Source organism: Minwuia thermotolerans, assembly GCF_002924445.1.
Classification (GTDB): domain Bacteria; phylum Pseudomonadota; class Alphaproteobacteria; order Minwuiales; family Minwuiaceae; genus Minwuia; species Minwuia thermotolerans.
The window spans coordinates 1-18,862 of the sequence record NZ_PIGG01000042.1 but is presented as its reverse complement, the minus strand read 5'-3'; the positions used below and the strand labels follow the sequence as shown (position 1 = coordinate 18,862).

At 66.9% G+C, this 18,862-nt stretch carries 19 protein-coding genes and 1 pseudogene; 12 read left to right on the top strand and 8 right to left on the bottom strand.

Annotated elements, in window-relative coordinates:
- Positions 1 to 90 precede the first annotated feature (90 nt).
- Positions 91 to 516: an Hsp20/alpha crystallin family protein gene (locus CWC60_RS13970; protein ID WP_109794586.1), complete on the bottom strand. Its 426-nt coding sequence runs from the start codon at positions 514 to 516 to the stop codon at positions 91 to 93.
- A 94-nt stretch (positions 517 to 610) separates the two neighbouring features.
- Positions 611 to 1,171: a tyrosine phosphatase family protein gene (locus CWC60_RS13965; RefSeq protein ID WP_109794563.1), complete on the bottom strand. Its 561-nt coding sequence runs from the start codon at positions 1,169 to 1,171 to the stop codon at positions 611 to 613.
- 155 nt (positions 1,172 to 1,326) lie between these two features.
- On the opposite strand from CWC60_RS13965, the gene CWC60_RS13960 reads away from it, so the two are divergent.
- Positions 1,327 to 2,244, top strand: a complete 918-nt coding sequence (locus CWC60_RS13960; protein ID WP_109794562.1) for an SDR family NAD(P)-dependent oxidoreductase — start codon at positions 1,327 to 1,329, stop codon at positions 2,242 to 2,244.
- A gap of 11 nt (positions 2,245 to 2,255) precedes the next feature.
- Here CWC60_RS13960 and CWC60_RS13955 read toward each other — a convergent pair whose 3' ends face one another.
- Positions 2,256 to 3,344: a carbohydrate kinase family protein gene (locus tag CWC60_RS13955; RefSeq protein ID WP_109794561.1), complete on the bottom strand. Its 1,089-nt coding sequence runs from the start codon at positions 3,342 to 3,344 to the stop codon at positions 2,256 to 2,258.
- A gap of 153 nt (positions 3,345 to 3,497) precedes the next feature.
- Between CWC60_RS13955 and CWC60_RS13950 the strand changes: the two genes are divergently transcribed.
- Complete coding sequence (locus CWC60_RS13950) at positions 3,498 to 5,948, top strand: GcvT family protein (protein ID WP_109794560.1); 2,451 nt, start codon at positions 3,498 to 3,500, stop codon at positions 5,946 to 5,948.
- A 103-nt stretch (positions 5,949 to 6,051) separates the two neighbouring features.
- On the opposite strand, the gene CWC60_RS13945 is transcribed toward CWC60_RS13950, so the two are convergent.
- Positions 6,052 to 6,927 carry an NAD(P)-dependent oxidoreductase gene (locus CWC60_RS13945; RefSeq protein ID WP_109794559.1) on the bottom strand — a complete coding sequence of 292 codons (876 nt, stop codon included), beginning with the start codon at positions 6,925 to 6,927 and terminating at the stop codon, positions 6,052 to 6,054.
- 156 nt (positions 6,928 to 7,083) lie between these two features.
- Here CWC60_RS13945 and CWC60_RS13940 point away from each other — a divergent pair, with 156 nt between their 5' ends.
- From CWC60_RS13940 to CWC60_RS13925, 4 genes are all read left to right on the top strand, one after another.
- Complete coding sequence (locus CWC60_RS13940; protein ID WP_206419934.1) at positions 7,084 to 8,229, top strand: patatin-like phospholipase family protein; 1,146 nt, start codon at positions 7,084 to 7,086, stop codon at positions 8,227 to 8,229.
- 89 nt (positions 8,230 to 8,318) lie between these two features.
- A complete protein-coding gene (locus tag CWC60_RS13935; protein ID WP_164516547.1) occupies positions 8,319 to 8,741 on the top strand; it encodes a nuclear transport factor 2 family protein in 423 nt (140 codons plus the stop codon).
- 43 nt (positions 8,742 to 8,784) lie between these two features.
- Complete coding sequence (gene yghU / locus CWC60_RS13930) at positions 8,785 to 9,660, top strand: glutathione-dependent disulfide-bond oxidoreductase (RefSeq protein WP_109794557.1); 876 nt, start codon at positions 8,785 to 8,787, stop codon at positions 9,658 to 9,660.
- A 10-nt stretch (positions 9,661 to 9,670) separates the two neighbouring features.
- Positions 9,671 to 10,456, top strand: a complete 786-nt coding sequence (locus tag CWC60_RS13925) for a fumarylacetoacetate hydrolase family protein (protein WP_109794556.1) — start codon at positions 9,671 to 9,673, stop codon at positions 10,454 to 10,456.
- A gap of 10 nt (positions 10,457 to 10,466) precedes the next feature.
- Here CWC60_RS13925 and CWC60_RS13920 read toward each other — a convergent pair whose 3' ends face one another.
- The 3 genes from CWC60_RS13920 to CWC60_RS13910 form a co-directional block, all read right to left on the bottom strand.
- Positions 10,467 to 10,985, bottom strand: a complete 519-nt coding sequence (locus CWC60_RS13920; RefSeq protein WP_109794555.1) for a universal stress protein — start codon at positions 10,983 to 10,985, stop codon at positions 10,467 to 10,469.
- Between the two features lie 109 nt (positions 10,986 to 11,094).
- Entirely contained in the window at positions 11,095 to 12,573 is a 1,479-nt protein-coding gene (locus tag CWC60_RS13915; RefSeq protein ID WP_109794554.1) for an inorganic phosphate transporter, read from the bottom strand.
- A gap of 86 nt (positions 12,574 to 12,659) precedes the next feature.
- Positions 12,660 to 13,145, bottom strand: a complete 486-nt coding sequence (locus tag CWC60_RS13910) for an NUDIX hydrolase (RefSeq protein WP_109794553.1) — start codon at positions 13,143 to 13,145, stop codon at positions 12,660 to 12,662.
- Positions 13,146 to 13,285: 140 nt separating this feature from the next.
- On the opposite strand from CWC60_RS13910, the gene CWC60_RS13905 reads away from it, so the two are divergent.
- Both CWC60_RS13905 and CWC60_RS13900 read left to right on the top strand, forming a co-directional pair.
- Complete coding sequence (locus CWC60_RS13905) at positions 13,286 to 14,386, top strand: iron-containing alcohol dehydrogenase (RefSeq protein ID WP_109794552.1); 1,101 nt, start codon at positions 13,286 to 13,288, stop codon at positions 14,384 to 14,386.
- 26 nt (positions 14,387 to 14,412) lie between these two features.
- Positions 14,413 to 15,402, top strand: coding sequence for an aldo/keto reductase (locus tag CWC60_RS13900; RefSeq protein WP_109794551.1), 990 nt, complete (start codon positions 14,413 to 14,415; stop codon positions 15,400 to 15,402).
- Between the two features lie 177 nt (positions 15,403 to 15,579).
- Here the strand turns inward: CWC60_RS13900 and CWC60_RS13895 are convergent, their stop codons facing one another.
- Positions 15,580 to 16,047 (bottom strand): PAS domain-containing protein, encoded by a 468-nt coding sequence (locus CWC60_RS13895; RefSeq protein ID WP_109794550.1) that lies wholly within the window; start codon positions 16,045 to 16,047, stop codon positions 15,580 to 15,582.
- Positions 16,048 to 16,371: 324 nt separating this feature from the next.
- Here CWC60_RS13895 and CWC60_RS13890 point away from each other — a divergent pair, with 324 nt between their 5' ends.
- The 4 genes and pseudogenes from CWC60_RS13890 to CWC60_RS13880 all read left to right on the top strand — a co-directional run.
- Positions 16,372 to 17,379: an NADPH:quinone oxidoreductase family protein gene (locus tag CWC60_RS13890; RefSeq protein ID WP_109794549.1), complete on the top strand. Its 1,008-nt coding sequence runs from the start codon at positions 16,372 to 16,374 to the stop codon at positions 17,377 to 17,379.
- 93 nt (positions 17,380 to 17,472) lie between these two features.
- Complete coding sequence (locus CWC60_RS23290) at positions 17,473 to 17,808, top strand: restriction endonuclease (RefSeq protein ID WP_125182787.1); 336 nt, start codon at positions 17,473 to 17,475, stop codon at positions 17,806 to 17,808.
- The gene (locus tag CWC60_RS13885; protein WP_109794548.1) at positions 17,795 to 18,688 is read left to right on the top strand and encodes an NACHT domain-containing protein; all 894 of its coding nucleotides are present in this window, start codon (positions 17,795 to 17,797) and stop codon (positions 18,686 to 18,688) included. Before CWC60_RS23290 ends, CWC60_RS13885 begins: the two co-directional genes overlap by 14 nt.
- A gap of 60 nt (positions 18,689 to 18,748) precedes the next feature.
- Positions 18,749 to 18,862: pseudogene (locus tag CWC60_RS13880) on the top strand (IS630 family transposase); the annotation flags it as partial.

Below are 18,862 nucleotides of genomic sequence, written 5' to 3'. Positions count from 1 at the left end.
ACGGCGGCGCTTCCGGTCGCCCGGGACCGCCGCTCCTCCAGTTCCCGATCATGGAACGGGTGCCTCAATGCGGCAATCCCGGGCTCCAGCTCAGTCCTTGCCGACCTTGATCATCCTGCGCGCGGGGCCCTTGCTGCGGCGCGGGATGGAGATCTTCAGCACGCCATCCGTATGGGTCGCTTCGATCCTGTCGAGATCGGCGTCGTCGGGCACGCGAAAACTGCGGGTGAACGAACCGTAGACACGCTCGGAGAAATAATAGGACTTGTCCTTCTCCTCACGGCTGGAATCCTTCTTGCCGGAAACCGTGACGCGGCGGTCGTCGACCTCGACACTGATGTCGGAGTCCTTCACGCCGGGCAGTTCAACGGTGATTTCATAAGCGTCATCGGAACCGGTCGCTTCCGAACTCGGCGCGAACAGGTCGGCGACCTGCCGGCCCAGATGGCGCACCGGCGCCATCATCTGCGCCCACATGTCCGGCCCGGCCGGGGTGGTTTCCGATTTCTCGACCATGCTCATTCTCCGAATTTCATACAGAAATTGACGACATGGGCATCTTCGCCGGAGCGGCGCCGGCGCGCCTTGATTCAGGTCAATCGATGTGATCTCAGGGATCGAGTTCCTCGACCTCGGCGCGGCGGTGCGTCCCGCGCAGGTAATCGGCGAAGTCCGGGCGATGGCTGGCTGTGCGGCGGCGGACTTCGCGGCCGGCGGCAATCAGCCCGCCATTGCGTCCCAGCTCCGCATCGGCCAGCTCCAGCATCAGGGAGTTCGGCCAGGCCTGGGGCCGGCGTTTCGAGATGCGGTCGGCAACCTCCATCTCCCGGCCCGGATGCTCCTGGGTCAGCAGGATCAGTGTCGCCGCGCTGGAGCGGGAGACGCCCATCTGACAGTGAACCAGCAGATGCGTCGGATCGTCGGCGCGGATGCGGTCGCCGGCCTCCAGCAGGCGGACGATGTCCTTCGGCGCGGGCACCCGGTCGTGTCCCTCGACCGCGGCGATGACGTCGTTGAAGCGGAACCGGTGTACGCGGCCCGGCGCGATCCGGTCCAGCGCCGGATTCTCGGGCCAGCCGGGGTCGCCGATGGACACGACATGGCTGATGCGGCCGTCGAGCTCGCGGTCGAGTTCCTCGACGCCGCAGATGGTGAAGTCGATCGATATCATGATCCGGCCCTTCTACACGATTCCGCCCCGCCGGGCAGCCTGCCGCCGGCTTGTGTCGGCATGATGGCATCCCGTCATCGGCGCTTGGCGAAACGGTCTCCGCCGGGCTTAGATTTCACGGTACGGACAAGTGAGACCGGGAGGGCAGAGGCGAAATGGGCAAGCTGGACGGCAAGGTGGTGATCGTCACGGGCGCAGGCCGCGGCATCGGGCGCGAATGCGCGCTGCTGGCGGCGCGGGAGGGCGCGAAGGTGCTGGTCAACGATCTGGGCGGCTCGATCCAGGGCGGCGACGACGACGACCGGACGGTGGCGCAGCAGGTCGCCGGAGAGATCGGGGCGGCCGGCGGCGAGGCCGTGGCCAATGGCGGCAGCGTCGCCTCGCTGAAGGACTGCGAGGCCATGGTCGAGCAGGCGAAGGACGAGCTGGGCGGCCTGCACGGCATCATCAGTCCCGCCGGCATCCTGCGCGACGTCATGTTCCACAAGATGTCGGAAGAAGACTGGGACCAGGTCATCGAGGTCCACCTGAAGGGCAGCTTCAACATCTGCCGCGCGGCCATCAACCACTTCCGCGACCAGGAAGACGGCTCGATGGTGCTGTTCTCCTCGACGTCGGGACTGATCGGCAATATCGGCCAGGCGAACTACGCCGCGGCCAAGATGGGCATTGCGGGCCTGAGCCATGTCATCGCCATGGAGAACGCGCGCAAGAACGTGCGCTGCAACGTCATCACGCCCAGCGCCTGGACGCGCATGATCGGCACCATCCCGATCAAGGACGAGGCGACCCGCCACCGCCTGGAGATGATGCAGCGGAAGATGCGGCCCGACCAGATCGCCCAGCCTTCCGTGGCGCTGCTGGCCGACGAGGCGAAGGACGTCAACGGGCAGATCTTCTCCGTCCGCGGCAACGAGATCTTCCTGTGGAACCATCCGCGGCCGATCCGCAACATGACCCGGCTGGAGGGCTGGACGCCGACGACGGTGCTGGAGCACGCCATGCCGGTCTTCCGACCCGTCTTCACGGACCTCGGCACCGCCCGCGACGTCTTCCCCTACGACCCGGTCTGAGGCGAACGCCTTCAGATCGCCCAGCTCTCCACCGCGATCCGCGCTGCGGCGCGGGCGGCATCGAGGGCGGCGGCGTCCATGAGTCCCGTCTGGGTGTCGACATGGCCGACCACGGCGGCGGCGTTCAGCGTCGCGCGCACCATCGCCTCCGCCGGCTCGAGCCCGGCAGCGAGGCCGGACGCCAGCGTCGCGCAATAGGCGTCGCCGGCGCCGGCGGTGCCCACCACCTCGGCGGGCGCGGGCGGGCAGTGATGGAGCCGGCCTTCTGTCGCCAGGAAGGCGCCGTCGCGGCCGTCGGTGACCAGAACCCAGCGCGGGCCGCAATCCGCCAGCGCGTTGAAATAGGCGCGGGCGGTCATGTGGAAGCCGCCGCCCTCGAAGCCGCGGGTCAGCAGATCCGGCAGCGGCCGGTCGGGGTCGTGCTCGATCTTCGCCCCGCCCTCGCCGAACTTGCCGGCCAGCCCCGCGACCAGCGCATCGGCCTCGACCCGGTTGACGGCCAGCAGATCGATCCGGTCCAGGCATTCGCGGAACGGTCCCTGCCGGGCGGAAAGCTGGCGGATGCCCGGATTGACCGCGACCAGCGCGCCCTTCGCCTTCGCCCGCGCCACGATCTCGGGGAAGCAGTCGGCGCTCTCGTTCGACAGGCTGGTCACATAGCAGAGATCGACGCCGAAGGCCTCCGGCTTCAGGTCGTCGGCGCGGATCGTCGTGTTCGCCCCGCGGAAGGCGAAGATGCCGGCATTGCGCTCATGCGAGGCGATGATCAGCGACGCGCCGGTCTTCTGGCCGGCCACGCGCATGGCCCAGCGCGTGGAGACGCCCTCGGACTCCAGGCCGGTGAGTATCTGATCGGCGCGAGAATCCTGACCCAGCTTGACCAGCGCCGAAACGTCGTGGCCCAGGCGCGCCATGGCGACGGCGGCATTGACCGCGCCGCCGCCGCAATGCGTGGAGATATCCAGCGCCTCGGTCTTCCGCCCCTCCTCCATGAGCAGGTAGGAGGTGTCAGCGTTGCGCATGGTGATGCGCTCGATCTGGTCGCTGTCGACGATGGCGATGGCGTCGACCATGGCGCCGCCGACCGTGAGTATCTTCATCCGGGGAGTTCCGCCCTTCCTGCCTGATCCGCGATCCGGCCCGGAGGTTAGTGCGTCCCTCCGCCGGAAGACAGCCCCGCGCGGCCGTACTGGCGGCGGCCCGGTCTGCGTGGCACGCTTGAGTGGAACGGGGAACGCGTGCGGGAGCGGAACATGACGGAACTGCCGGAGAAGGCGCGGGCGGTGATCATCGGCGGCGGCGTCTCTGGCTGCTCACTGGCGTATCACCTGGCGAAGCTGGGCTGGCGCGACGTGGTGCTGCTGGAGCGCAAGCAGCTCACCTCCGGCACCACCTGGCATGCGGCGGGGCTGGTGGGGCAGCTTCGCGGCTCCCAGAACATGACCCGGCTGGCGAAATACTCAGTCGATCTCTACGCGCGGCTGGAGGATGAGACCGGCGTCGCCACGGGATTGCGGCAGAACGGCTCCATCTCGGTCGCGCTGACCGGGGAGCGGCGGGAGGAACTCCTCCGCCAGGCCTCCCTGGCTCGGGCCTTCGGCGTCGAGGTGGAGGAGATCGGCGTCGGCGACCTGAAGGTTATGTACCCGCATCTCAACGCCGACGGCGTCGTTGCCGCCGTGCACCTGCCAAAGGACGGTCAGTGCGATCCGGCGAACATCGCCATGGCGCTGGCCCGCGGCGCCAGGGCCGGCGGCGTCCGCATCGCGGAAGGGATCAGGGTGAGCGCCGTCCACCAGCGCGACGGCCGGGTGACGGGCGTGGCCTGGGCCGCCGAGGACGGTTCCGAGGGGCGGATCGAAAGCGACATCGTCGTCAACTGCGCGGGCATGTGGGCCCGCGAACTGGGCCGGATGTCCGGCGTCTCGATCCCGCTGCACGCCTGCGAGCATTTCTACCTGGTGACGGAGCCGGTCGAGGGGCTGGGCCGGCTGCCGGTCCTGCGCGTGCCCGACGAATGCGCCTACTACAAGGAGGACGCCGGCAAGATGATGCTCGGCGCCTTCGAACCGAGGGCCAAGCCCTGGGGCATGGACGGCATCCCGGAGGACTTCTGCTTCGACCAGCTGCCGGAGGACTTCGCCCATTTCGAGCCGATCCTGGAGAAGGCCGTCCACCGCATGCCGCTGATGGCGGAGGCCGGCATCCATACCTTCTTCAACGGGCCGGAGAGCTTCACGCCCGACGACCGCTACTATCTGGGCGAGGCGCCGGAACTCCGCGGCTACTGGATCGCCGCCGGCTACAACTCCATCGGCATCGTCTCCTCCGGCGGCGCGGGCTTCGCGCTGGCGCAGTGGCTGGAGGACGGGGAGCCGCCCTTCGACCTCTGGGAAGTCGACATCCGCCGCGCCGAGCCCTTCATGTCCAACCGGGCATATCTCAGGGAACGGGTTTCGGAGACGCTGGGCCTGCTCTACGCCGACCACTTCCCCTACCGCCAGCCGGCAACCGCCCGCGGCGTGCGCCGCTCGCCCGTCCACGAGCATCTGAAGGTGCGCGGCGCGGTCTTCGGCGAGACGGCGGGCTGGGAGCGCGCCAACTGGTTCGCGGCGGAAGGCGAGCCGCGCGAATACCGCTACTCCTGGAAACGCCAGAACTGGTTCGGCAACAGCCGCGCGGAACACATCGCCGTCCGCACCGGCGTCGGGCTGTTCGACATGTCGTCGTTCGGCAAGATCCGCGTCGAGGGCCGGGACGCCTGCGCCTTCCTCGACCGGCTCTGCGGCAACCGGATCGACGTCGAGCCGGGGCGCATCGTCTACACCCAGATGCTGAACGCCCGCGGCGGGGTCGAGAGCGACCTGACCGTGACCCGCCTCTCTGAGGCCGCGTTCCTGCTGGTGGTGCCGGCGGCGACGCTCCGGCGCGACCTCGCCTGGCTCCGGCGGCATCTGGACAGCGAGCGCCACGTCGCCATCACCGACGTCACTGCGGGCGAGGCCGTCCTTTCGCTGATGGGACCGAAGGCGCGCGAGGTGCTGGCCGCCTGCTCGCCCGACGACTTTTCCAACGACGCCCATCCCTTCGGCCACATGCGCGAGATCGAGATCGGCTACGGCCTCGCCCGCGCCCACCGGGTCACCTATGTCGGCGAACTGGGCTGGGAGATCTACGTCTCGGCCGACATGGCCGCCCATGTCTTCGAGGCGCTGGAAGAAGCTGGCGGGCCGCACGGGCTGAAACTCTGCGGCCTGCATGCGCTGGATTCATGCCGCATCGAGAAGGCCTTCCGGCATTTCGGCCACGACATCACCGACGAGGACCACGTGCTCGAGGCCGGGCTCAGCTTTGCCGTGAAACCGGACAAGGGCGATTTCATCGGCCGCGACGCCGTGTTGCGGAAACACGAGGCCGGGCTGGAACGCCGGCTGGTCCAGTTCCGACTGACCGATCCGGAGCCGCTGCTCTTTCACGGCGAACCGATCGTCCGCGACGGCGCCATCGTCGGCTATCTCACCAGCGGCAATTACGGCCATGCGCTGGGCGGCGCGGTGGGCCTGGGCTATGTCCCCTGCCCCGGGGAGAGCGCGAAGGAGTTGCTGGCGTCCGGCTACGAGATCGAGATCGCGGGCGAACGCTTCCCCGCCGAGGCCTCGCTGCGGCCCATCTACGACCCGAAGGCGGAACGGGTGAGGATGTGAGCCGCTTCACTCGACGGCGCCCTTGGACTTGATCCAAGGGCCCAGCGAAAAGAATGACTGGGTCCTGGGGTCAAGCCCCAGGACGCCGTATCAGTGCTGTGACCTACTTCCCCACCGTCTCCACCAGGGCCGGGAAGTAGTTGCCGCCGAATCCCGCTTTCTCGGCGCGTTCCAGCATCGCCCGGGCGGCGTTGGCGCCCAGCGGCTCGATGCCGGCGTCGGCCGCCATCTCCAGCGCGTAGGAGAGATCCTTCTGCGCGTAGGTGACGGGGAAGGCCTTTTCGGGAAAGACGCCGGGCAGGATCGCCTTCATGCCGTGATTGCGTAGCGCGAAGCTGTCGGCGGAGCCCTTCTGCAGGGTCTCGAAGACCACCTGCGGGTCGATGCCGTTGCCCTCGGCGATGCGCCGGGCCTCGGAGAGCGCGACCACGGTCTGGAACAGCACCATGTTGTTCAGGATCTTCACCGCCTGGCCGGCGCCGGCGGCGCCGCAATGTACGATTTCCTCGCCGCAGCAGTCGAGGATCGGCTTCACACGGTCGAACACGGCATCCGACGCACCGACCATGATGGCGAGCGTGCCGTCGATCGCCGCCTGCCGCGTGCGGGCCACGGGCGCGTCGGCGAAGAGGACGCCGCGTTCGGCGCAAAGCGCCTCCAGCCTGCGCGCCAGCGCCACCGGCGCCGTCGAGGCGTCGACCAGGCACTGGCCTTCGCGAAGCTTCGCCACCAGGCCCTCATCGCCCAGACAGAGATCCTCCACCTGCCGCCCGCCGGGCAGCGAGAGCAGGATGTCGGCGCAGTTTGCGGCGATCTCGTCCACCGACGCGGCGATGACCACGCCCTTCGCCTTCAGCCGTTCCAGCGGTTCCGCACTGAGGTCGAAGGCCATGACCGGCCGGCCCGACTTCGCCCGGATGTTGGCGCACATGGGCTCGCCCATCACGCCGACGCCGATGAATCCGATCGCTTCCGCCATGGCGCCAGTCTCCCTTCCTTCCGCACCCTGGCTTCACAGCTACGCCGGCAGCGCCGCGGCGGCAAGGCCGGGGGACATCGTCGCCGGATTCGCAAGACCCGCCACCTGTGAGACACTGTCAGCGAATCGCCCGGGATGGGAGGATCACGGCGAGCCATGCCGAACATGGAACCCGACAGGATCTGCACGGGCCTGGTGCTGCCGGGCGGCGGCGCGCGCGGGGCCTATCAGGCCGGCGCGCTTCAGGCCATCGCCGAACTGGCGCCGGCGGGACGCAACCCGTTTCCCGTGATCGCGGGCTCTTCGGTGGGCGCGATCAACGCCGCGGCGCTCGCCTGCCGGGCGCAGGATTTCCGGGCGGGCGCGCAAGATCTGGCGGAGATGTGGGGGCGGCTGGAGGTGGCCGACGTCTACCGCACCGATTTCGGAGACATCATGCGCCGCGGCCTGCACTGGGCCGTCGCGCTGTTCTTCGGCGGCCTGGGCTTCGCCAATCCGCGCTCGCTGCTGAACAACGAGCCGCTGGAGGATTTCCTGGCGCGGGAGATCCGCATGAGCGACATCGGCCCGGCCATCGACGCCGGCGCCCTGCGGGCACTGGCGATCTCGGTCTCCAGCTATTCCCGGACGCGGGCGATCACCTTCTTCCAGTCGTGCGAGGGGCCGGAGAACTGGGAGCGCGCGCGCCGCGACGGTTTCCGGGCGGAACTGGACGTGGCCCATCTCGTGGCCTCCTCGGCCCTGCCGTTCATCTTTCCGGCCAGGCAGATCGGCGACGAATACTATCTCGACGGCTCGCTCAGGCTGACGGCGCCGCTCAGCCCGGCGATCCGGCTCGGCGCCAACCGCATCCTGGTCATCGGCACCCGCCACGAGGCCCCCGACAGTCCCTCCGAGCGCCCGGACTATCCGAGCCTCGGGCAACTCAGCGGCTATCTGCTGGACGTGCTGTTCATGGACAACCTGAACGCCGATATCGAACGGCTGGAACGGGTGAACGCGACGCTCGCGCTGCTGCCCGAGGAACGACGGTCGGAAACACGGCTGGAATACATCGCCGTGCAGGCCATCCGCCCCTCCCGCGACATTCGCCGGATGGCGGCCGCGCATTTCGGCAAGCTGCCCTTCAACATCCGGATGCTGCTCCGGGGTCTCGGCATGGGCGGCGCCGACGGCCAGCTTCCGAGCTATCTGATGTTCGTGCCCGCCTTCACGCGCGAACTGATCGAGCTGGGCTACGGAGACGCGATGGCCCAACGCGACGAACTCGCACGCTTCCTCGGCTTCGATGACGGGGGCTGAACCCCTCCGCAGGACGGCGGGGCGCTATGGCCACCGCGCGCAGCGCGCGCTAGCATCCCGCGCTCGAGGAGATGCAAGGGGAGGCGATCATGGCCAACAGCGCCGAGTACGAACGGCTGAAGCAGCTCACGCTCGACTTCACCGCCTGCTTCAACAACGACGATCTGGAGGGCGTGATGAGCTATTTCGCGCCCGACGCCGTCTATGACCAGTTCGACGGCGCGCCGGCGAAGGGGATGGATGAAATCCGCGCCGCCTTCGAGCCCCAGTTCTCCGGCACATTCGGGAAGATGCGCTTCGCCGAGGAGGACATCTTCGTCGATCCGGAAACGCGCAAGACCATGGTGAGCTGGCTCTGCAGCATGGACACCAGCCGCGGCCGCGCCGGCTGGCGGGGCCTCGACATCCTGCATTTCGACGCGGAAGGCCGGATCACGGCGAAACTGACCTACGCCAAGGCCGACAAGCTGAAACTCGCCGCCGTCGGTGGACAGGCGGAAGCGGCGTCCTAGATCAAGCCGCAGCACATAGAACGCCGATCTCAGGGAGCACGCCATGAGCGATCAGGAATACACGCCGCCGACCGTCTGGAAGCAGGACGAGGAGAGCGGCGGGCGCTTCGCCAACATCAATCGACCCGTGGCTGGTCCCACCCACGACAAGGATCTGCCGGTCGGCGACCACCCGATCCAGCTCTATTCGCTGGGCACGCCCAATGGCGTCAAGGTGACGGTGCTGCTGGAGGAGCTGCTGGCCGCCGGACACACGGGCGCGGAATACGATGCCTGGCTGATCCGCATCCAGGAGGGCGACCAGTTCGGCTCGGGTTTCGTCGACATCAATCCGAACTCCAAGATCCCGGCCATGGTGGACCGTTCGGGTCCGGAGCCGATCCGGGTCTTCGAATCCGGTTCGATTCTGCTCTATCTGGCGGACAAGTTCGGCGCCTTCCTGCCGAAGGATCACGCGGGACGCACCGAGGCGCTCAACTGGCTGTTCTGGCAGATGGGCAGCGCGCCCTATCTGGGCGGCGGCTTCGGGCACTTCTATGCCTATGCGCCGATCAAGATCAAATACGCCATCGACCGCTACACCATGGAAGTGAAGCGCCAGCTCGACGTGCTCGACCGCCGGCTGGCCGAGACGCAGTATCTGGGCGGCAGCGACTACACCATCGCCGACATGGCCGTCTGGCCCTGGTACGGCGCGCTGGTGAAGGGCGTCATCTACGGTGAATCCGCCACATTCATCGAGGCGCATACCTACAAGAACGTGCACCGCTGGGCCGACGAGATCGCGCAGCGGCCGGCGGTGAAGCGGGGCCGGATGGTCAACCGCACCTTCGGCGACCCTTCCAGCCAGCTTCACGAGCGCCACGACGCCAGCGACTTCGAGACGAAGACGCAGGACAAGCTGGACGCCGCCGACTGAGGCCCGGCGCATGCGCTGGGCGCGTTATCTCGTCGACGGCCGCGAGACCTTCGGGCTCTTGGAAGGAGACCGCCTTGCGGACGTGACGGGCGATCCCTTCGACGGCTTCGAGCGGACGCGCGCGACCCGGCCGCTGGCGGAAACGAAACTGCTGGCGCCGGTCATGCCGCGGACGTTCTATGCCGCCGGCCTGAACTACGCGGAACATGTTCGCGAAATCGCCGAGTCTGTCGGTATGGCGCCCGAGATCCCGAAGGCGGCGGATATCGGCTATCGCGCGATCAACGCGATTTCCGGACCCGGCGACCCCATCGTCATCCCGGCGGACGCCAGCGATCAGATCCAGTACGAGGCGGAACTGGTTGCAGTCATCGGCCGGGAAGCGAAGCGCCTGACTTATGACAATTGCTTCGACTGCGTTCTGGGATTCACCATCGGCAACGACGTCTCCGAGCGGTCGTGGCAGAAGGAGGACTTCACCCTCTGGCGCGCCAAGAACACCGACAGCTTCGCGCCCATGGGCCCCTGGATCGAGACCGAATTCGACCAGCAGGCGGCGCGCACCAAAGTGCGACTGAACGGCCGGGAGATCATCGATTTCCCGACAGCGAACATGGTGCATTCCGTGGCCGATTTTCTGGTCCGCATGACCCGCTATGTCACGCTCTATCCCCGCGACGTCATCTGGATGGGTACCGAGGGCAAAAGTGAGAACATGGTCCACGGCGATATCTGCGAGATCGAGATCACCGGCATCGGCCGGCTCCGCAATCCCGTTATCCGCGCCTCCGGCTGAGACGAGACGGCTATTTTACAGCGATGCAGGTGCACGGCGCGCGATTCAGCACCTTGTGGGAGACGCTGCCGAGATAGAGGGCGCGCATGTCGCTCAGACCGCGTGAACCCATGATGACGCAATCGACCTCCCTGTCCTCGATGCAGCGCAGTATCTGCCGCGCCGCCTCGCCGTCGGTCAGGACCGTCTCGACGTGCTTCAGACCTTTTTCCCGCGCGTCTTCCTTCGCCCCGTCCAGCAGACTCTGGCCGATCTCCGCGTACATGCGCGGCGTGCTCTCGGGGGGTTCCTCGAAGCCGTAGTTGAGCCGGCCTTCGACAGCCCGCAACCGCTTCACTTCGGGCTCGACCTTGCCGCCCAGCCCTTCGGCCCGGGCGAACCGCTCCAGTTCCTCCGCATCCGCGTTCAGCAGCATGTTGTGCTGGATGACCAGTTTCGCGCCGTGGGTCCCGGCGAGGTCTATCGCCAGCTTCAGCGCCTTGCGGCTGTGATCAGACCCGTCGATCGGGCAAAGGATCGTCTTGAACATCGCAGATACCTCCCGCTTGCCGGTATTCCGGGCGACCCGCCGAACACGGAGCCCGCCCCTTCACGGGAGACATCGTGAAGCATTGGCCGCCGCGGGCCCTTGATCCGTATCAAGAAAAGGCGCCGTCCAGAGCGAGGAAGACCAGGCCGGAGATCAGCGCCGTAGCCGGCACGGTGACGACCCACGCGGCGATCACGGTCATGAAGTGGCTGCGCCGCACCAGCTTGCGCCGGCGGCGTTCCTCCGGCGCAACCTGCTTGACGGCGATATGGCGGTTGCCCTTGCGGGCGCGCCGCTCGGTGTCCCATTCGCGGAAGAAGCCGACCCCGAAGACCCCGCCCACGGCGATGTGGGTCGAACTGACGGGCAGGCCGAGCCAGGAGGCGATGATTACCGTGATCGCGGCCGAAAGCGCCACGCAATAGGCGCGCATCGGATTCAGCTTGGTGATCTGGCTGCCGACCATGCGGATCAGCTTCGGCCCGAACAGCACCAGCCCGAAGGAAATGCCCAGCGCGCCGATCACCATGACCCAGAGCGGGATCGTGACCTTGCCGGCGAAGCCGCCGGCCTCCTGGGCATGGACGATCGCGGCCAGCGGCCCCACGGCGTTGGCGACGTCGTTGGCGCCGTGGGCGAAGGAAAGCAGTCCCGCCGAGATCACAAGCGGCAGGCCGAACAGCTCCTTCAGCGAGCGGTTGCGGTTCTCCATGCCTTCCGACTGGCGGCGGATCAGCGGCGCGGTGACGACATAGGCGACCGCGCCCGCCCCGGCGCCGATCAGCAGCGCGGTCAGCAGGTCGATGGCGATCACCCGCTTGAACCCCTTGATGGCGAGATAGGCGGCGAAGGCGCCGGCCATGATGCCCACCAGCACCGGCACCCAGCGCCGGGCGGCGGCGATCTTGTCGTCCTGGTAGATGATGAAGGTCTTGATGAAGGCCAGGAATGCGGCGGCGATGACGCCGCCCAGCACCGGGGAGACCACCCAGCTCGCCGCGATCGCGGCCATGCTGGGCCAGTTGACGGCCGCCACGCCGGCGGCGGCCACGCCCGAGCCCATCACCCCGCCGACCACGGAATGGGTGGTCGAGACCGGGGCGCCGATCCACGTCGCCAGATTGATCCACAGCGCCGCCGCGATCAGCGCCGCCATCATGGCCCAGGTGAAGGTGCTTCCGTCGGCGACGCCGGCCGGATCGATGATGCCCTTGGAGATGGTCGAAACCACGTCGCCGCCCGCCAGCAGGGCGCCCGCACTTTCGCAGATCGCCGCAATGACGATGGCGCCGCCCATGGTCAGCGCCCGTGCGCCGACCGCGGGACCCATGTTGTTGGCGACGTCGTTGGCGCCGATGTTCAGGGCCATGTAGGCCCCGAAGGCGGCGGCGGCGACGACGAAGACCGCGCCCTGGGCCTGGCCGAAGGTGACCGCCGCGGCCAGCGTCGCCAGGGCGACGAAGGCGAAGGCGACGCCCACGCCGACGAGCGGCCGGGCGACATATCGCGTGGCGTACTCGACCCGGCTGATGCGGTTCAGGTCCTTGTCGAGCGTCTTCCACTGCTTCGGCTCGCTGTCCGTGCTCAAGGCCCCGCCATTTCGCCGGCCGGCTGACGCCGGACTGTCACAAAACTGTCATGAAAGGCTCTGCCTAGCCGCAGCCGGGCCGCGGTTCAAGCGTTCGCGTGCGCCCGCGTCGCAAATTCCGCCAGCAGCGCCGCCAGATCCGGTTCCTCGACCCGGGATGCCGCCTCGGCCGGGGCGAGCCATTCCCGCCGCCGGCGCGCCGCTTCCGGATAGTCGTCGGCCAGCCGCGCCACCTCGACAGCGAAGACGCGGACCTCGCAGCCGACCGGCGCGCCGCCGCGCAGCTTCTTGTCGTAGTAGTAGCTCCCAACCGCAGCCTCGGTCACGCCAGACGGGATGACGCCGGCTTCCTCCCAGGCCTCGTGCGCCGCCGCCTGGGGAAAGTCCAGCCCGTCGATGGGCCAGCCCTTGGGCAGGATCCAGCGCTGCGTGTGCAGCGACGTCACCAGCAGGACTTGCCGCCCGCCATCCGCCGCGCCGCGGTGGCACAGCGCGGCGATCTGCAGCCGGTCCGGCCGCCGGAGCAGCGGCTGCAGATAGTCGGCCCAGGCCCTGTGCAGCAGGCGTGACATCTCAGGCGAATCCCTTGCGAATCATCAATCTACTATATCCGATCGCGAATCACCGGGTGCAAGGGGGCCGCGCACGCCGGTTCCCACGCGCCGCGAACGGCTCTAGGCTGTTGCCTCTCGGTTCCTGGGGAGGGGACGCTATGATCCATGATTTCACCGAATGCGGGCCGGACCGCGTGATCAGCGGCATCGGCGCGCTCGCCGAACTGCCCGGCGTGCTGGCCGACATGAGCGTCGAACGGGCGCTGGTTCTCACAGGCCGGACGCTGGCGGAGAAGACCGATCTGGTGGCCCGTGTCGAGACGACGCTGGGCGCCCGCCACGCCGGCACGTTCAGCGGCTGCGCCCAGCACGTGCCCGAAAGCACCGTGACCGCGGCGGTGGCCGCGGCGCGCGAGGGCCGCGCAGACGGCATTGTCGTCTTCGGCGGCGGCAGCCCCATCGACACGGCCAAGATGGTGGTGCTGAAGCTGAAGGAAGCGGGCGAGGCCCCGCCCCGCCAGATCGTCATCCCGACGACGCTCTCGGCCGGCGAATTCACCTTCGCCGCGGGCATGACCGACGAGCAGACGCGCATCAAGCATGTCCACGTCGACCCGGCGATGCAGCCTGAGATCATCCTCTACGACCCGGAGCTCTGCCGGCCGACGCCGCCGGAGCTGTGGCTGACCACCGGCATCAAGGCCCTGGACCACGCCGTCGAGGGGCTGTGGTGGCCCGACTGCCATCCGCTGCTGGAGACGCTTCGGCTGGGGGCCATCGCCGATCTGACGGCGCACCTGGCGCGGTCGCGCGACCCGGAGGCGCTGGAGGACCGGCTGGCCTGCCAGCACGCGGCGTGGAAATCCATCTGGGGCCTGCTGGGGGCGAAGAAGGTCGGCTTCCGCCTCAGCCACCCGCTGGGCCACCAGATCGGGGCGCGCTGGGACGTGCCGCACGGGGTGACGTCGTGCATCGCGCTGCCGGCGGCGGCCCGCTTCCTGAAGGACCGCACCGGCCCGGCGCAGGCGAAGATCGCAGCGGCCATGGGGCTGCCCGGGGCGGACGGCGCGGCCCCGGCGATCGAGGCCTTCTTCGACCGCCTCGAGATTCCGCGGCGGCTCTCCGACACGACGGCGAAGCGCGACGAGATCCCGCTGGTGGCGAAGGCGGTGGCCGACGAGCTCGCCCATCTCGGCGCGCCGGATGCGGACATCGCCACGCCCGAGGCGCTGGCGGCGCTGCTGGACGAACTCTGGTAGACCGGAAACCGAGGAGAGACGAGGGAATGCAGCAGCGGAAACTGGGCGCGGACGGCCCGATGGTGAGCGCCGTGGGCTATGGCGCCATGTCCTTCGCCGACTTCTACGGGCCGGCGACGGAGGAAGGCTCCATGGCCATCCTCGACGCCTGCGTCGAGCTGGGCGTCACCCATGTCGACACCGCGAACGTCTACGGCAATGGCCGTTCCGAGACCTGGCTGGGCAAATGGCTGAAGGCCCGCGGCGGCCGGCCGCCCTTCGCCATCGCCACCAAGGTCGGCATCCAGCGCGATCCGGAGCGGCGCTTCAACAACGACCCGGACCACATGCGCGAACAGCTCGACGGCAGCCTGCAGCGCCTGGGCGTCGAGGCCATCGACCTCTACTACGTCCACCGCCGCGACACCGCGCACGAGATCGAGGACGTCACCGAGACCCTCGCGTCGTTCGTGAAGGCGGGCAAGGTGAAGGCCATCGGCTATTCGGAGATCGCGCCGTCCTCGCTGCGCCGCGCCGCCGCCATCCACCCCATCGCCGCGGTGCAGTCGGAATATTCGCTCGCCACCCGCGCGCCGGAGCTGGGCCTGGTGCAGGCGTGCCAGGAGCTGGGGGCGGCGCTGGTCGCCTTCTCGCCCGTCGGGCGCGGGCTGCTGACCGACCGCCCGCACAGCCTGGAGGCCTGCCGGACCATGGGCTTCATGAAGAACAACCCGCGCTTCGTCGAGCCCAACCACTCGGCCAACCTGGCTTACAACGCGAAGTTCCGGGCGCTCGCCGCCGATATGGGCGTGGCCGCGGCGAGCCTCGCCATCGCCTGGCTGCTGAAACAGGGCGAACACGTCCTGCCGATCCCCGGCACGCGCTCGGTAAAGCACCTGAAGGAATGCGTCGCCGGCGCGGAAATGGACCTCACGGACGGCGACATGGCCCGGATCGAGAGCGTGCTGCCCGTCGGCTGGTGCCATGGCGACCGCTACAACGCCGAACAGTGGGAAGCGCCGGAGCGGTACTGCTAGGAGTTGCCGGTCGGCGCGCCGGGGATGGCCCGGCTGGCCGGCGCGCCTTCTGATTCATGGAAACGCCGCGTTCGCGGGTTCACCCCCTCCCGCTCCCGCTGACGCGGGACCACCCTCCCCCTTGGCCAAGGGGGAGGGACAGGGTGGGGGACGGCGGCGTTCCGCTCTCCCCGCCCCTCAGCCGAAGGCGAAGAGGCCGCCCACCGCCATCATGCCTTCGCCGTTGCGGGCGCGCATGGGCAGGATCAGCGCCTCGAACTCGATGAACTCGATGCCCAGCCCCTCGAACGATCCGCGCAGCACGATGCGCTCGCGGCCCTCGAAGATACGGCGGTAGACCGCCATCACCGCGGCCGCCATCTCCGGCGCGAAGAGTTCCGAGGCGCGCTTGCCGGTCAAGGTGACGCCGAGGCGGTGCTCGATCGCGGAGCCCACCAGGCGGTAGCGCACGTCATCGCCCTCCCCCGCGGGCTCCACCATGAAGAAGCCGGGCAGCAGCGGCCCGATCGCCGCCGGGTCCAGGTCGGCGCGGGACGGCACGCCGTCCGCCGCCGGCAGCGCCTCGTACCACGCCAGCAGGCGCCGGTTCAGCGGATGCTCCGGCGCGTCCAGTTCGCGCACGCTCCAGTCGATGTCGCCCGACACAGGTTATCGATTCCCCCCCCCAGGGTGACAAGAATACCCCGCCCGCACACACGCGCCAAGCGGAGCCGGTCGGCGCGCATTGCCGGCCGGCGCGCATTGCCGGTCGGCGCGCGGGGGATGGCCTGGCCGGCCCGCGCGCCTTCTGAATCATGGAAACGCCGCGTTCGCCGGACCTGCTCAGGCATGGATCCCGCGCGCGCGGCGTGAGCGGCGGGATACGGGGAGCGCCGCCCCGTGCAGCCCCGCCCTGCGCGGGGGCCGGTTGCCGCTCCTGTCGCCGCGGGCCATGATCGCGCCGCATCGCAACTGGGGAGGAGCGAAGCCATGCGCGCCGTGCGTATCCACGAGTTCACCGAGTTCGAGAATCTGGTCCTGGAGCATGACGCGCCCCGGCCGGAGCTGAAGCCGCGCCAGGTGCGTATCCAGGTGAAGGCCGCGCCGCTGTCGATCGCGCTGCGGCTGATGGCGACGGGCGACTACCAGCGCCGCCCGCCCATGCCCTATGTGCCCGGCGGCGAGGTGGCCGGCGTGGTCACCGAGGTCGCGGAAGGCGTCGAGCGGCTGAAGGTCGGCGACCGCGTCGCCGGCATCATCGACTGGGGCGCGCTGGCCGAGGAGGCCGCGGGCTACGACGCCAATCTCTACCCCATCCCCGACGAGCTGGATTTCCCGGAGGCGGCCAGCCTCTCGCCCTCCTACGCGACGTCGATGGCGGCGCTGACCTGGCGCCATCAGCTCGACGTCTCGGAAGGCGAATGGCTGCTGGTCCACGGCGCGGCCGGCGGCGTCGGCCTGGCGGCGGTCGAGATCGGCAAGGCGCTGGGGACCCGGGTCATCGCCACCGCGGGCACGGCGGAGAAATGCCGCTTCGTCGCCGAGCACGGCGCCGACCACGTCATCAACTACGCCGAGGACGATTTCCGCCGGAAGGTCATGGAGATCACGAACGGCCGCGGCGTCGACGCGGTCTACGAGCCCGTCGGCGGCGAGGTCTTCCGCCAGTCGCTCCGCTGCATGGCGCCCGGCGCGCGCATCTGCCCCATCGGCTTCGCCGGCGGCGACATCCCGCTGATCCCGGCCAACCACCTGCTGGTCAAGAACATCGCCGTCTGCGGCCTGTTCCTGGGCTACTACTGCGGCTGGGGGCGGGAGGACGTGCGCTACGAACACGCGGACCGGCTCGCGGCGGATGTCGAGCGCCTGGTGCAGTGGTGGCGCGAGGGCCGGCTCAGCCTGCACACCTCCCACGTCCTGCCGCTGGAGGATTTCCAGGCGGCCATGAAGATCGTCACCTCCCGCCAGGCGATGGGACGCGTGGTGGTTGTGCCGTAGAGGGAGAGGAAATAGGTCGGAACGCCGGCCTGTTGAAAACACTTGACAGCATAGAGTTGGAAATCTGGAATCGTCCCCCAAGAGGGGACAATTATGCTCAATGAGAAAACGCTTCCGGCAGCTATCGGCGAAATTCTTCGTCAGAACAATTATAATGTGGAATTTAGCCGCAAGTATTCAGGTAGTGAAGTAGATATAGTTGCAAGCCCCAAGGGCGCCGCCTTTGGTCAAAAGCTGTATATTGAAGCCACCATTTCGTACGTTGACAACACAAAATATGGAAAGGATTTCACAAAATTCGGCGTGATTAGAGAACTAGATCCAGAAGCAATCTGCATTATTGTGTCTTTAACCGGATTCACGCCTGATGTAGAAGAGCGCGCTCGCGCCTCAAGAGTCCGAACGTATACTTACAATGATTTTTTTTAAGGCATTTGAGAAATTTGACGATTACATTCAGAAAATAATGAATGACCCTCGTATGAAAGAATTGTCGGAAACATACGAAGAGGCAAATTTTGAAGATGCGCACGGAGAAGAATTTGCCACTGATTGGATTACTAACTGGGCATACACCGACAATGTGGAGAATCGGTGGATTATTTTATTAGGTGAGTATGGAACAGGAAAAACGTGCCTGACTGAGGTTCTTCAGTATCGTCTAATTTGCCGATATCACGAACATCCAGAAGGGAAACTGCCTATGAGGATATCATTACGAGATTTTTCTAGGCAATTTGATGCAAGAACACTATTACATCATTTTTTGGACCATAATAGTCTCGGTCACATTCCAATTGAATTTGTCTTTACTTTAATTCGAGAGCAGAGAATAATATTGCTTTTGGATGGATACGATGAGATGGCGCAATTCATGAATCCAAGGGAGCGTCGTGCCTGTCTAAAATCTCTTGCAGATCTATCCGTTGACGGCGCAAGAGGTATTTTGACCAGTCGGCCCAACTATTTTACCCAGGACGAGGAGCTACGGGTATTTGAGTCATTGTATAGCGCACTTTCTCAAAGAACTTTTTATGTAGGAGAGAGGGATAAACGGTATATTGAAGAAGAAAAGGCCATAGATTCGTTAATAGAAGAACATATACTTAATCGTTATGAACGTATTTTAAGAGATCTAACAGTAGAACAGACAGAAAATCTAATTCGACGCAAACTCGAAGGCGATGCAAGAGGGCAGAGGTTAATTCTAAATATATTACAAAGGACCCTTCGAAATAGTAAATCTAACGATGGCGGAAGGTCTTTGTCCGGTAAACCCGTTATTATTGCCTACTTGCTAGTGGATTGAACCCGACAGTGGAGTCCCGATGGGGATTCCCCTTGTCGGCTTTGCGTGCGAGTCTGCGGCATGCGCACGGGTATCAGCTTCGAAGTTTCTCCGGATGACCGCTCTCGTCTTGAGGCGCTCGTCCGGGATCGGAACGCCCCTCAGAACCATGTCTGGCGAGCCCGGATCGTCCTC